The sequence below is a fragment of the Vibrio qinghaiensis genome (assembly GCF_002257545.1).
Taxonomy (GTDB): Bacteria; Pseudomonadota; Gammaproteobacteria; order Enterobacterales; family Vibrionaceae; genus Vibrio; species Vibrio ordalii.
Genome location: NZ_CP022741.1, coordinates 1,799,975 through 1,814,161 on the forward strand (window position 1 = coordinate 1,799,975; position 14,187 = coordinate 1,814,161).

Annotated in this window: 12 protein-coding genes; 3 read left to right on the plus strand and 9 right to left on the minus strand. The window is 46.7% G+C overall.

The features are described 5' to 3' along the window. Nucleotides 1-9: 9 nt before the first annotated feature. The 8 genes from rnd to CCZ37_RS08255 all read right to left on the minus strand — a co-directional run bounded on the left by rnd (nt 10) and on the right by CCZ37_RS08255 (nt 7,763). Nucleotides 10-1,125, minus strand: a complete 1,116-nt coding sequence (rnd, locus tag CCZ37_RS08220) for a ribonuclease D (protein ID WP_094500274.1) — start codon at nt 1,123-1,125, stop codon at nt 10-12. A 97-nt stretch (nt 1,126-1,222) separates the two neighbouring features. Continuing rightward, nucleotides 1,223-2,917 carry a long-chain-fatty-acid--CoA ligase FadD gene (fadD, locus tag CCZ37_RS08225; RefSeq protein ID WP_094500275.1) on the minus strand — a complete coding sequence of 565 codons (1,695 nt, stop codon included), beginning with the start codon at nt 2,915-2,917 and terminating at the stop codon, nt 1,223-1,225. Nucleotides 2,918-3,019: 102 nt separating this feature from the next. Continuing rightward, nucleotides 3,020-3,874, minus strand: a complete 855-nt coding sequence (locus tag CCZ37_RS08230; RefSeq protein WP_094500276.1) for an alpha/beta fold hydrolase — start codon at nt 3,872-3,874, stop codon at nt 3,020-3,022. A 2-nt stretch (nt 3,875-3,876) separates the two neighbouring features. Beyond that, nucleotides 3,877-4,440 carry a Slp family lipoprotein gene (locus CCZ37_RS08235; protein WP_029626776.1) on the minus strand — a complete coding sequence of 188 codons (564 nt, stop codon included), beginning with the start codon at nt 4,438-4,440 and terminating at the stop codon, nt 3,877-3,879. A 15-nt stretch (nt 4,441-4,455) separates the two neighbouring features. Beyond that, nucleotides 4,456-4,761: a hypothetical protein gene (locus CCZ37_RS08240; RefSeq protein WP_010317186.1), complete on the minus strand. Its 306-nt coding sequence runs from the start codon at nt 4,759-4,761 to the stop codon at nt 4,456-4,458. 53 nt (nt 4,762-4,814) lie between these two features. Further along, nucleotides 4,815-5,516 (minus strand): tRNA (adenosine(37)-N6)-threonylcarbamoyltransferase complex dimerization subunit type 1 TsaB, encoded by a 702-nt coding sequence (tsaB, locus tag CCZ37_RS08245; protein WP_017047797.1) that lies wholly within the window; start codon nt 5,514-5,516, stop codon nt 4,815-4,817. An 8-nt stretch (nt 5,517-5,524) separates the two neighbouring features. Further along, nucleotides 5,525-7,468, minus strand: coding sequence for a DNA repair helicase YoaA (yoaA, locus tag CCZ37_RS08250; protein WP_010317190.1), 1,944 nt, complete (start codon nt 7,466-7,468; stop codon nt 5,525-5,527). Nucleotides 7,469-7,562: 94 nt separating this feature from the next. Further along, the gene (locus tag CCZ37_RS08255) at nt 7,563-7,763 is read right to left on the minus strand and encodes a hypothetical protein (protein ID WP_010317192.1); all 201 of its coding nucleotides are present in this window, start codon (nt 7,761-7,763) and stop codon (nt 7,563-7,565) included. A 187-nt stretch (nt 7,764-7,950) separates the two neighbouring features. Here CCZ37_RS08255 and purU point away from each other — a divergent pair, with 187 nt between their 5' ends. Beyond that, entirely contained in the window at nt 7,951-8,784 is an 834-nt protein-coding gene (purU, locus tag CCZ37_RS08260; RefSeq protein WP_064624890.1) for a formyltetrahydrofolate deformylase, read from the plus strand. Nucleotides 8,785-8,909: 125 nt separating this feature from the next. On the opposite strand, the gene CCZ37_RS08265 is transcribed toward purU, so the two are convergent. After that, on the minus strand, nt 8,910-10,913 hold the full coding sequence (locus CCZ37_RS08265; RefSeq protein WP_094500278.1) for an NADPH-dependent 2,4-dienoyl-CoA reductase: 2,004 nt from the start codon (nt 10,911-10,913) through the stop codon (nt 8,910-8,912). A 212-nt stretch (nt 10,914-11,125) separates the two neighbouring features. On the opposite strand from CCZ37_RS08265, the gene sppA reads away from it, so the two are divergent. Both sppA and ansA read left to right on the plus strand, forming a co-directional pair. After that, nucleotides 11,126-12,976 (plus strand): signal peptide peptidase SppA, encoded by a 1,851-nt coding sequence (gene sppA / locus CCZ37_RS08270; RefSeq protein ID WP_094500279.1) that lies wholly within the window; start codon nt 11,126-11,128, stop codon nt 12,974-12,976. A gap of 121 nt (nt 12,977-13,097) precedes the next feature. After that, nucleotides 13,098-14,111: an asparaginase gene (gene ansA / locus CCZ37_RS08275; RefSeq protein WP_094500280.1), complete on the plus strand. Its 1,014-nt coding sequence runs from the start codon at nt 13,098-13,100 to the stop codon at nt 14,109-14,111. Nucleotides 14,112-14,187 lie beyond the last annotated feature (76 nt).

Here is a 14,187-nt window from a genome sequence, read left to right on the forward strand (position 1 = left end):
CCAACTTTACTAAACCAATTTGTTGAGCCGTTCACCGAGAATAGGTAAACGCCAGCTCTGCATCACATCCGGCAATTGCGCGGGATCCCGCTCTTTCTTCCATACCCAACTCAATAGCTGATTGAGCTGTTTTTTAGAGGCTAAAAATTCAGTCGCTAAACCCGTGGTTTGAGACACTGATTTGACTTCATCTTTCAACCGTTTAAACAGCTGTTTATAGCCGGGATAGTCCATCAAAGGGTCGATTTTAGGTGGGTATTGATCAGCCGGAGTCTGCTGGCCCGCTTTCACCAATGCAATGATTTTGGCACTGTGACGTTGAATCGATCTCGGATCGGCCCCTTCATCAATCATACGGCTTGCACTCGTCAATCCCAAACGAGCGATAGTCAGCAAATCTGTCTCTTTGACCACAAAATTGAGCGCCAAATCACGGCGTACCGCCTCTTCGTAGCGCCAAGTAGCTAAGGGTTTGAGAATCGCTAATTCTTGCGGTGTTAGTTGCCATGCCCCTTTAATATCCAAATAGGCCAAATCCGGATGAGTCTGTTTAATGCGTTTGACGCTCAATAGTTCAGATTCTTGCTGCGCCGCTTGCCACCAGCCCGCCTGCGTCACTTTATCGAGTAACTGCTCGTAAATCGGCAGCAAATAAAACACATCGGCGGCAGCGTAATCCAACTGCTTTTGCGATAAAGGCCTTGCTAACCAATCGGTGCGCGATTCACTTTTATCAATTTCAATCCCTAAGAATTCATTGACCAAGGCGGCAAACCCGGTAGACAGTCCATGGCCGAGAAAAGCCGCCATCACTTGTGTATCAACCATTGGAAACGGTACGCAACCAAATGCGTTATGAAACACTTCGAGATCCTCACCACACGCATGCAGCACTTTGAGCACGGAGGTGTCTTGCAGTAGCTCAACAAAAGGCGCCATGTCATCAAAAGCAAGTGGGTCGATTAAAGAGAGGTTTTCACCATCATAAAGCTGGATCAATCCGAGCTGTGGGTAAAAGGTACGCACTCGGACAAACTCGGTATCGAGCATCACCACATCAGCATCTCGCGCGGCAAGACACGCACGTTGTAGGTCGTTAGGTTGGGTAATTATTTGATAGTTCACTAATGGCTCACTTTGGGCAGCCCTACGAGAGGGGACATAAAAATGCCGACGGTTCGAGTCGGCATTCTAACACTATTTTTTCATACTGACTTGATGCTTAGGCACGTTTTGCTTGCTCAATGGCGGCATCATTTTCTTCACGAAGTACGCGGCGTAAAATTTTACCCACGTTACTCTTTGGTAAATCTTCCCTAAACTCAATCAACTTAGGCACTTTATAGCCAGTCAAATGTTTGCGGCAATGGGTAATGATCTCATCTTTGGTTAAGCTTGGGTCGCGTTTAACCACATAAATTTTGACCATTTCACCAGACACGTCATGAGGCTGGCCGATAGCGGCCACTTCTAATACTTTGCCATGCAGTGCAACCACATCTTCAATCTCATTAGGATAGACGTTGAATCCAGAGACTAAAATCATATCTTTCTTGCGATCGACAATATAAACCATGCCTTGCTCATCAAACTTGACGATATCGCCTGTAGAGAGCCAACCATCGGCATCAATCACTTCTTTCGTCGCTTCCGGTCTTTGCCAATAACCTTGCATCACCTGTGGGCCACGCACTTGCAACTCACCGACTTGATCATACGCCAGCACTTTGCCTTCATCATCAATAATTCGCACTTCGGTTGAAGGAACGGGTAAACCAATGGCTCCCGAATAATCACTTAAATCATAAGGATTACCTGTCACCAATGGCGCACATTCAGTCAAACCGTAACCTTCAAGCAGGTGGATACCCGTCACTTTTTTCCACTGTTCAGCCACCGCGCGCTGCACCGCCATACCACCACCAACAGAAAGCTTAAGATTTTTGAAATCAAGCTCATGGAAATCTTCGTTGTTGACCAAGGCATTAAACAGCGTGTTCACCCCCGTAATGGCGGTAAATGGGTACTTTTGCAGCTCTTTGACAAAGCCCGGAATATCGCGTGGATTGGTGATAAGTAAGTTACGCCCGCCCATTTCAATAAATAGTAAGCAGTTTACGGTCAGCGCAAAGACGTGATAAAGCGGCAATGCCGTGACGACCAATTCACGTCCTTCGGCCAATACTGGGCCATATGCCCCTTTCGCTTGGAGCACATTCGCAATCATGTTGCGGTGGGTCAGAATTGCCCCTTTTGCCACACCGGTTGTACCTCCGGTATATTGCAAAAAGGCAATGTCGTCGCCAGACATAAAAGGCTTCACATACTGTAAACGGCGACCTTTGTGCAATGCCTTACGCATCGAAATGGCACCAGGTAAGTCATATTTTGGCACCATCCCTTTGACATATTTCACAACGAAATCAACCAACGTCCCTTTTGCTCTAGGTAACATCTGTCCAAGGCTGGTCAATACCACATGTTTGACTGACGTATTTTCAACAATTTGCTCTAAGGTATTGGCAAAATTCGAGACGATGACGATCGCCTTTGCATCGGCGTCATTGAGTTGATGTTCCAGCTCTCGCGGGGTGTACAACGGGTTAACATTCACGGCGATCAACCCTGCTCGTAATACGCCAAATAACGCGACTGGATACTGCAGCAGGTTAGGCATCATTAAGGCAACACGATCACCTTTTTTCAGCTTCAGCTCATTTTGCAAATAGGCGGCAAATGCTCGGCTGCGCTCTTCCAGTTTGCGAAATGTCATGACCGAACCCATATTCATAAAGGCTGGCTGATCGGCGTATTTATGAACCGATTGCTCAAACATTTCGACTAAAGAGAGGTACTGATCAGGGTTGATGAGTTCAGGTACGTCAGTTGGATAGCGTGAAAGCCAAGGTTTATCCACGGTAATACTCCTCGTTATTGGCGGCTGCTCTACGGCGATATTTTAATGCTCGCTATTACAGCACAGCCAAAGCGCTTGAGCACGAAACACTCAAACACTTGTTTAAATTTTGTTAACTAAGCCAAAAATTAGTTCGGCGACTTGTGAAGGTTGCTCAAGATGGCAATGATGACCACCAGCAAGAGTGAATATCTCTTGCCGATCATCGGCTAAATCACCTTGAGCAGTTCGTAACTCAGAAAAACCGTGTGTACCGAGAATCACACGTTGTGGGCACTGGATGTGCGCCATGATGTGCTGAGCATGTTCATAGGACATGCGATACAAGGAATCGCTGTTTAACTGTGGGTCATGACGCCAATACCACTCATCATTGCGCAGCTCAACCCCTCGAATAACGATGGGTTGGATCAAGGCTGCTTCTAACTGGTTGACTTCGGCTCGGCGAGCAACAGCGTATTCTAAGTTCGGTAACCTACGACGAGGCTTACGCCGGATCCGCTGTCGGCTGAGCACCCCATTACGCAGCCTGGCAACGCTTTTGAGTGGCGATTCAGCCAATGGAGCAACCCCTTCAATTTGAACTAATCCTGCGACTTGCTCAGGAAAGGCGGCACTATAGCAACTTGCGATTAAAGCACCAAGCGAATGCCCTACGATCACTAACCTGTTTGGCGATAAGTTGAGCAAAAATGAGTAAATATCATCAATATAGTCATGAAATGGGTAAAAATGACCGTCGGCTTTATGGCTTGAAAGGCCATGTCCCGGCAAATCGATTGCGCAAAGGTGTAACTGTGGATTAAGGTGACTTAACGCTTTGATAACGGTAAGAAAACTGGATGAATTATCTAACCAACCATGTAAAAAAACGACCGATAAGTCGGCCGTTTGCGCGTTTCCCACCTCTTGAGTCGCAATCATTCCTTGCGCAAGAGAGTACTGTTTTTGTTGCATCGCTATTTCACTTCTTGTACCACGCGCCCTTCACGAGCACCAATGTACATTTGACGGCAATATAAGCTGTGGCAAGGGTACATATAGGTACCGAGATCATTCACGACCACTCTTTCTTCAACTCGCCACAAATGTAGCCCTTTTACGGCCATGGTTGGGAAAGTGTATTCAAACTCACCTACTTTGGCTTTTTCTGGAGCGAGGCTGGTTCCCACTAGCGTCACCAAACGATCTTTCGCATAAGCCACTGGGTCAACAAACCCGTCAACATAGCCAACAAAACGCCCTTGCGGCTCGCGGTCGATATCCGGTCGGCCTGATGAGCTAATCGGCAAATTGACTATTTCAATCCGTGTTTTATCCGCCAAATTAGTCACACTGGCGATGACGCCGCCCAGCCGGACTTCATCTTGCTCATTGGTTGGCGTATTGACCCAAGTGGCGTAATCGGTGATCACGGCCTCACTACTGGCACGAAGATCATCCGGTAAGCTTGAGCACGCACCAAGCAACAATGTGGACGATAGAAGCAGTAGCGTTTTAGAAGTGGAAAAAGATCGCATCATAATGACCTTGTTGGATTAGATGTAGATATCGACCCCAAGCAGTTGAGCAAGTTCCTCTTTTTTTGCTTGGTTCATCACGTCCATGTACTCTTCCATCGCCTTTCTTGCTCGGCCTTCTGGAAGATCGTATTCCAGATTAGCCCGATGAATCTCTGATGGATCGACATGACGAATTGAATGAGAAACAGCATTCGCCACCTTAGTAGGTTGGCCTACTCCGGTTTTGGCATCGCTTTTCTTTACCCCATTGTTCTTATTTGCGCGATTAGCCCTATTGCTACCGGGCACTATCGCAGGAGGTAAACCGTTAATTGAAACCATACTGTTCCTATTCAATTAGAGCAAGACGAATGCAACGCCTTGCCTTTCACTGATTATTCTCGGCCCGGTAACTTCTTCCAAGCCACGTTATCACGCAGGTAAACAGGGCTCGACTCTTCCACTGTTAGCGTGTTTCCTTTGGCAAACTCATACTGAGCAAGAAACACCATATCCTGTGCATCTGGGTACAATACTTCACCCATTTGACATGAGATAGGCAACGTATCTAACTCTTCTTTATAAGCCGCCCAACCGGTTCCAGCGCAGCCCCAAGTGATGCTGTCAGCTTTGATTTGCTCAGCAAGAGTATTAGGAGCAATGACGCACTCTGCATCTATCTCTTGCCAAGAGCCATCTTCTTGACGTGTATAACGACCCCAGTAAATCTCACTCATTCTGGCGTCAATTGCACACGCCACCTGCTGGTAACCCTGTAAACGATAGCTGCCTTGCGCCATCGCTGCCAGTGTCGAAATACCTATCATAGGTAAATCAGCGCCGAACGCTAAACCTTGTGCAATTCCAATGCCAATCCGTACTCCGGTAAAACTGCCCGGACCACGGCCAAAGGCTAGCGCGTCTAGTTCCTGTAAGGTGATGCCCGCTTCTTTGAGGACGGAATCCACCATGGGTAGAATTTTCTTGGTGTGATCGCGAGGGGCAACTTCACTGCGAACGTACAGTTTGCCGTTCATCATTAAAGCAACAGAACAGTTCTCTGTTGCTGTGTCTAAGGCAAGGATCTTTGCGCTCATTACTGTCTCTAATTGTTGTTAATAGTTACGGGTGTCGTGACTGAAATTTGACTTAAGAAATCTTTTACTTTGTCCAAATCCCGCGTACGTGGAATGGGCGGTAAACTGGCAAGAAATAGCCCACCGTAGTCACGGGTGACTAAACGGTTATCACAAATGATCAGTACACCTTTGTCATGTTTATCGCGGATCAAACGCCCGACCCCTTGTTTCAAGGTGATGACGGCATCGGGTAGTTGTACTTGCGCAAATGGATCGCCACCGCGCATTCGGCAATCTTCAATTCGCGCTTTCAACAGCGGATCATCCGGCGCGGTAAATGGAAGTTTGTCGATAATAACACAGCTTAATGCGTCACCTCTAACATCTATCCCTTCCCAAAACGCCCCTGTCGCGACCAATAAGGCATTACCTAATTCCATAAATTCGGCCAACGTTTTTTGTTTACTCGTCTCCCCTTGCATCAGCACTGGCACGGTTAACACTTCTCGAAAACGTTCACCTAACTCGCGCATCATGCTGTGGGAAGTACATAAAAAGAAGCAGCGGCCTTGGTTTTGCTCAATCACTGGCGACAAAATACGCACCAATTTATCGGCAAGGCCAGGGCTATTGGGTTCGGGTAAATAGCGTGGCACACACAGCCGCGCCTGCTGCTGATAGTCAAACGGGCTTGGTAATGAAAACTGAGCTTGGGGCTTTAGCCCTAAACGCTGAGTGAAATGGCTAAAATCGTCGTTTACAGCCAAAGTTGCGGAGGTGAAAATCCATGCGCCCTGCTTTTGTTGCACCTGTTCGTGAAATTTATCGGCCACCGAAAGTGGGGTGATGTGTAAACTAAAATGGCGCGGCGTGGTGTCATACCAGTAGGAATAACCGGTAATGGAGACATCACACACTCGATCAATTCGTCCTTTAATTAAGTTAGCGCGCTCAAATGCGGTATCCAATAACTGACTGCGACCTAACGCAAGCTTTAACACATCGATAGCAAAATCTAAGCTGTCTCGCAAACGCGCTAATTCTCGCGAAATCGATGGTGAAGCTAACGCCTCACGCCAGTTGCCTCGAAAACTGGGTTCACCCAACACAATGCGTAAATCCATCGCTGACTGCACCAGTTTATCGCCCACTTTCTGCAATTGGCGCATGTCTTTTGCTTCAGTGCGATAGCCGATTTCAATATCTTTCGCCAGCTCTTGAACTTGGCGACTGGAGACTGATTGACCAAAATATTGGCTGGCGATATCCGGCAACTGATGCGCTTCGTCGAAGATAAAGACCTCGGCTTCGGGGATCAACTCACCAAACCCGGTTTCTTTGATCGCCAGATCGGCCAGAAAAAGGTGATGGTTGACCACCACCACATCAGCGTCCATCGCCTTTTTGCGCGCTTTCGAGACAAAACAATCGACGTAACTTGGGCACTCTTTGCCAAGGCAATTGTCGTTGGTCGAGGTAATCGTTGGAATAATGGCACTGTCTTCAGGCAGTTCTTCACATTCGCCTAAATCACCGCTTTTGGTTTCCGATGACCAACGACGCACTTTCACTAATTGAGTCAGCAGCTGTGGATCAGATTGGTTGGTGTGGCTTTCTACCATCTGGCGGCTCAGCCTATCAAGGCACAGATAGTTTGCTCGACCTTTTAATAGCGCGACATTGCCATAGAAACCGAGCGCATCAATCATCAAGGGTAAATCACGATGAAAAAGCTGCTCTTGCAGGTTTTTAGAACCCGTGCTGATAATGACTTTTTTACCACTGAGCAGCGCCGGTACCAGATACGCAAAGGTTTTGCCTGTACCAGTTCCTGCTTCAACCACTAATTGCGATTGCTGGGCAATCGCTTTAGCGACCGCTTCAGCCATGTCAATTTGCGCCTGCCGCGCTTGAAAACCAGCAATGGCTTTACCTAATGCGCCTTGTGAAGAGAAGGTTTTTGCAATCATCAAAAAGTGGGTATCAGTATTCGTTGCGGGGCATTATGTCAGGTTTGATGAGCTGGCGCGAATCCAAGTGCAACCCGCGCCAGTTAGGTGTGTTCTATTTGCGATTGAGGTAACGAGATAACCAAGCTGGCCCTTCGTACCCACTCTCCGTTTGGGTCATTGCTTTTGCCGCCTCGGCGGGTGATGCTCGGCTCTCCCACATGTCTTCCAAAATGATTTCGTCAATTTGATGGTCTCCCATCAATGCACTCACTCTTTCCATATACAGCTTTCGTGCGAGGAGTTCTCTATCCATAAATACCGCCTTAAGACACTCTGTGAGGAAGAAAATTAGCAAAAGCCTAACGGTGAACCCGTTTATATATTGAAACCAACTTAATAATAGATTAATTATAGCCCCTATATTGCGGGGTGCCTCACCGTTTACTCGCTCACGAATTAGTTTTTAGAACGAAAAAAATCATGCACGGAAGTAATTAATAATGGAAAGAAAAACACTGCTCACTCATTGTAGTGATGCGCCCGGACTTATCTCGAAAATCACGAACATCTGTTATAAACATCAACTCAATATTATTCATAACAATGAGTATGTTGATAACATCAGTGGTCACTTTTTTATGCGAACTGAATTGGAAGGCTACTTTAACGACACCACCCTTCTAGCCGACCTTGACCAAGCCTTGCCTGTACACGCAAAGCGTAAACTGATTGATTCTTCGCGCAAACGCATCGTTATTTTGGTGACTAAAGAAGCACATTGCTTGGGCGATATTTTGATTAAGAATTATGATGGCAGCTTGGATGTCGATATTGCTGCAGTGATTGGCAATTACGATACGCTGCAAAATCTGACCGAAAAGTTTGATATCCCCTATCACCATGTTTCGCACGAAGGACTAAACCGCGAGGAACATGAGCAGAAATTGTTGGCAGTACTAGACCAATACCAAGCCGACTATTTGGTCCTCGCCAAATACATGCGGGTACTCACGCCCGGCTTTGTCGATAAGTACCATCACAAAATTATTAATATTCATCACAGTTTTTTACCGGCCTTCATTGGTGCAAAGCCTTACCAGCAAGCGTACGAGCGCGGGGTGAAAATCATTGGTGCGACGGCGCACTTTGTCACCAATGATTTAGATGAAGGCCCGATTATTAAACAAGATGTGATCCCAGTTGATCACACATTCAGCGCGCAAAACATGGCGCAAGCTGGACGGGATGTTGAGAAAAATGTGCTGAGTAAAGCCTTGAACAAAGTCATCAACGATCACGTTTTTGTTTATGGCAACAAAACGGTCATTTTATAGCAAAGCGAAGACTGTTCTTCACGAACGTAGCAAAGACAAAAGGCGCGATTTGCGCCTTTTGTTGTTTTACGATTGCTGGCTGATCACTGCAAGTGATAACACCACCACCTAGCTTGGACCACAGATTATAACTTGATCGCCAGCTCTACCCCCTGACGAATCGCACGCACAGCATCAAGCTCACCAGCATAATCGGCACCACCAATCACATGCATCTTCTCACCCAATGATGCCCATTTATCTTCAAAAGGACGCACTGATTCTTGCCCGGCACAAATCACTATTTTATCGGCGTCTAACAGCAAAGGATTACCATCAAGCGTGATATGTAAACCGTCAGCGGCAATTTTTTCATAACCGACACCACCGAGGAGATTTACTCCACGCTTTTCTAAGGTGCGTTTATGGATCCAACCTGTGGTCTTACCGGGGCCTTTACCTACACGCCCTTTTCTACGCTGTAATAGCCACACCGTTTTCTCACTCATACCATCAGGGAATGGGTATAAACCACCGGGATAAGTAATCTCTTTATCAATGCCCCAATCATGCAGCCAATCATCAAGTGTATGCTCTGTCGGCTCAGTCAGCATAGTGGCGACGTCAACACCAATGCCACCAGCACCAACAATCGCAACTTTTTCGCCAACGGGCGTTTTTTCACGGATCAGCGTTTGGTAATCCAGCACCTTTTCTAGGTTATCAATACCCTCAATTTTGACTTTTCTCGGCTCGACACCCGACGCCATCACCACTTCATCGTACGGTTCGAGCATCTCAAAATTGACGTCAGTATCTAAATGCAGATGTACACCGGTTTGATCAATACGATTTGCAAAGTAGCGAATGGTTTCTCGAAACTCTTCTTTGCCGGGAATTTGCATCGCCAAACGGAACTGACCACCAATGCGATCATTTTTTTCAAACAGATCAACATGATGCCCACGCTCAGCCAAGGTAGTCGCACAAGCAAGCCCCGCCGGACCTGCGCCAATCACCGCCATTTTTTTCGGCTGAGCCGCTGGGCGAATAACCATTTCCGTTTCATAACAGGCCCGCGGATTGACGAGACAACTGGCTCGTTTGCCTTTAAATACGTTATCTAAACAAGCTTGGTTACAGCCGATACATGTATTGATCAGCGCGGCTTTTCCTTGCTCCGCTTTGGCAACAAATTCTGGATCGGCAAGAAACGGACGCGCCATCGACACCATATCCGCTTGACCCGTTGCTAATATTCTTTCTGCTTCTTCTGGAGTGTTGATACGATTACAGGTCACAACGGGTACAGAGAGATGCGGGCGGATTTTTTCCGTTACCCAAGTAAAAGCAGCACGTGGTACTTGAGTCGCTATCGTTGGAACGCGCGCTTCATGCCAACCGATGCCCGTATTGATAATGGTCACGCCAGCTTGTTCAAGTGCCTTCGCGAGTATTAAAACCTCTTCAAAAGTGCTGCCCTCTTCGACTAAATCCAGCATTGAAAGACGGAAAATGATGATGAACTCTTTACCAACCACTGCACGAATCGCTTTCACTATCTCAATGGGTAAACGGATACGATTTTCGTAACTACCGCCCCAATCGTCGTAACGCATGTTGGTACGTTTACAGATGAATTGGTTGATCAAATACCCTTCCGAGCCCATCACTTCCACACCATCGTATCCTGCAAGGTGAGCTAATTCAGCACTACTGGCAAAGGCATCAATGGTTTTTTTTATCTGACGAGCACTCATTTCACTCGGCGCAAAACGCGCAATAGGTGCTTTAATCGCCGAAGCACTTTGGGCAAAAGGGTGCATTGCGTATCGGCCTGCGTGCAGCAGTTGCAAGGCAATCTTTCCACCTTGGCGATGCACAGCTTCAGTCACGACTTGGTGTGCACGCGCATGTTTTGCTTTGCTAAATTCGGCACTGAAAGGGTGAAGTCGACCGCGCAAATTAGGTGAAAACCCGCCCGTCACAATCAGCCCAACCCCACCTTTTGCACGCTCTTCATAAAAAGCGGCCAGCTTATGGAGCCCTTCCTTATGCTCTTCTAATCCCGTATGCATTGATCCCATCAATACACGGTTGCGTAACTGAGTAAATCCTAAATCCAAAGGCTCTAACAGATGTGGGTACATGGCGACTTCACTTTTATAATTATGCGTTATGGTCTGACCAGAATATTATTGCCAACAAAAAAAATCAAACAAGTGTTTACATTTTTGTAACACCGATCAATCTTGCGGTTGTTTGGGTATACTAGATCACGTAGGATGTAAGCCATTAATATCTCAAGGGTAATCCCCTTTATTCATTTAACACGCTTGCGAATAGCCGCAGTGGAGAAACAATGAGATCACTATTTCGATTTATCGGCTTGATATTTAAAGGTTTTTGGAAAATCATTACTTTTATTCGTTTAGCCTTAACCAACCTTTTCTTTTTGCTTAGTATTGCACTGATTTATTTCTTATATGTGCATGCTGATTCTCCTCTACCTACGGTAGAAAAAGAGTCCGCTTTAGTGATGAACTTATCGGGACCGATTGTTGAACAAAGTTCTTACATCAATCCGATGGATTCAGTGACTGGCTCATTTTTTGGCAAAGACTTACCCAAAGAAAATGTATTATTTGATGTAGTAGAGACCATTCGCCACGCGAAAGACGATGCGAAAATCACAGGCCTTGTGCTTGCTCTCGGAGAAATGCCAGAAACCAACCTCACCAAGCTGCGTTATATTGCTAAAGCGCTCAATGAATTTAAAGCCACGGGCAAACCCATCTACGCGGTGGGAGATTTCTATAATCAAAGCCAATACTACTTAGCAAGCTACGCCGATAAAATCTATTTGGCACCGGATGGCGCGGTGATGCTGAAAGGCTACAGTGCCTATTCAATGTACTACAAAACTTTGCTGGAAAAGCTGGATGTCAACACGCACGTTTTCCGGGTCGGTACTTATAAATCAGCCATTGAGCCATTTATTCGTGACGATATGTCCGACGCGGCGAAAGAGTCCGCCTCTCGCTGGTTAACACAGTTGTGGGGGGCATACGTCGATGACGTAGCGACCAACCGTAAGATTGACGAGAAAACGTTAAACCCATCAATGGATGAATTTCTGACCCAATTAAAAGCGACCGAGGGAGATCTCGCCGCTTTATCATTAAAATTAGGGCTAGTGGATGAATTGGCCACTCGCCAACAAATGCGCCGATCGCTCGCCGAAACATTTGGCAGCAATGGAGAAGATAGCTACAACGCTGTAGGTTACTACGAATATCAAGCCACCATTAAGCCACCATTTAACGCTGAAATGGACGATGTGGCGGTGATCATCGCCAGCGGTACCATAATGGATGGATCGCAACCACGCGGTACAGTGGGTGGTGATACCACCGCTGCATTACTTCGCCAAGCGCGTAACGATGATAAAGTCAAAGCCGTCGTATTGCGTGTGGACAGCCCTGGGGGCAGCGCGTTTGCCTCTGAAGTTATCCGTAATGAAATTCAAGCGTTAAAAGACGCAGGCAAACCGGTTGTCGTCTCAATGTCGAGCCTTGCAGCGTCTGGCGGTTATTGGATTTCCATGAGTGCAGATAAAATTGTCGCGCAGCCAACCACGTTAACGGGTTCAATCGGTATTTTTAGTGTCCTCACCACCTTTGAAAAAGGGCTCAACAAACTAGGGGTTTATACCGATGGCGTAGGAACCTCACCTTTTTCAGGTATCGGTGTCACCACGGGGCTAACAAAAGGCGTGGCCGACGCTCTGCAACTGGGCATTAACCATGGTTACCAGCGTTTCATCAGTTTGGTGGGAGAGAACCGTGGCCTTTCATTGGCACAAGTCGATCAGGTCGCGCAAGGCCGCGTATGGACAGGGCAAGATGCGATGGATCATGGCTTAGTCGACCAAATGGGTGACTTTGATGATGCCATTAAGCTCGCCGCTCAACTGGCACAATTAGAGACCTACAATATTTATTGGGTAGAAGAGCCCCTTTCTACCGCAGAGCAGTTCTTGCAAGACATCATGAATCAAGTACAGGCTCGTTTTGGTTTTGATGTCTCAACGCTGGTACCAGCATCGCTACAACCTGTAGCAAAACAATGGGTGCAAGATGCCAGCTTACTCAACCATTTTAATGATCCAAAAGGGCAATATGCGTTCTGCCTAAACTGCCAAGTTCAGTAATAATATCAATCTATAAAAGATAAAAAACCATTGGGGCGCTTTGTGTTGAGCGCCCCTTTTTATATTAAGTGAATACGCTATAATCCCCCGCTCTGTTCCCCTACACGAGTGATTTCTAGCTATGGCAAGAAAACATATCTACATCGCCTACACTGGCGGTACTATCGGCATGCTAAAATCCGACCATGGTTATGTCCCTATTGCGGGCTTCATGGAGAAACAACTCGCAGGCATGCCTGAGTTTCACCGCCCTGAAATGCCTGAGTTCACCATTCATGAATATGACCCTCTGATTGACTCCTCGGATATGACGCCTGAAGATTGGCAACAAATCGCCAACGATATTCGAGATAATTATGATAAATACGATGGCTTTGTGATTTTACATGGTACGGATACCATGGCTTACACCGCATCGGCACTCTCTTTCATGTTGGAAAACTTAGGTAAACCCGTCATCGTGACAGGCTCACAAATTCCGTTGGCCGAATTGCGCTCTGACGGACAAGCGAATTTACTTAATGCATTACACATCGCCGCTAATTACCCCATCAATGAAGTGACGTTATTCTTCAATAACCAGTTGATGCGGGGTAACCGCAGTGTCAAGTCACACGCCGATGGTTTTAATGCGTTTACCTCGCCGAACCTTCCTCCGCTGTTAGAAGCTGGGATCAATATTCAAATCAGCAGTAACGTTAAAGTTGGTGAACAGCCGCAAGGAGCCTTCCGAGTCCATAGCATTACACCACAACCGATTGGTGTGATTACTATGTACCCTGGCATCTCTCACGAAGTGATCCGCAATACCTTATTACAGCCAGTCAACGCGATGATTTTGCTAACTTTTGGTGTAGGCAATGCACCTCAAAATGCACAACTATTAGCGCATTTAAAAGAAGCTTCAGAACGTGGCGTAATCGTCATGAACTTAACTCAGTGCTTAGCAGGTAAGGTTAACATGGGCGGTTACGCGACCGGTTGTGCACTTGCAGAAGCAGGCGTGATCAGCGGCTACGACATGACACCAGAAGCCGCTTTAGCCAAGCTTCACTATTTACTGAGCCAGAATCTTTCTTATGAAGAAGTGAAGCAGAAAATGCAGGAAGTGTTACGTGGTGAAATGAGCTTATAGCTTTAAGCACCCACAATGTGTTTCCCCTCATTAACAAAATCCCCAACTCAATGAATTGGGGATTTTCGTATTCTGT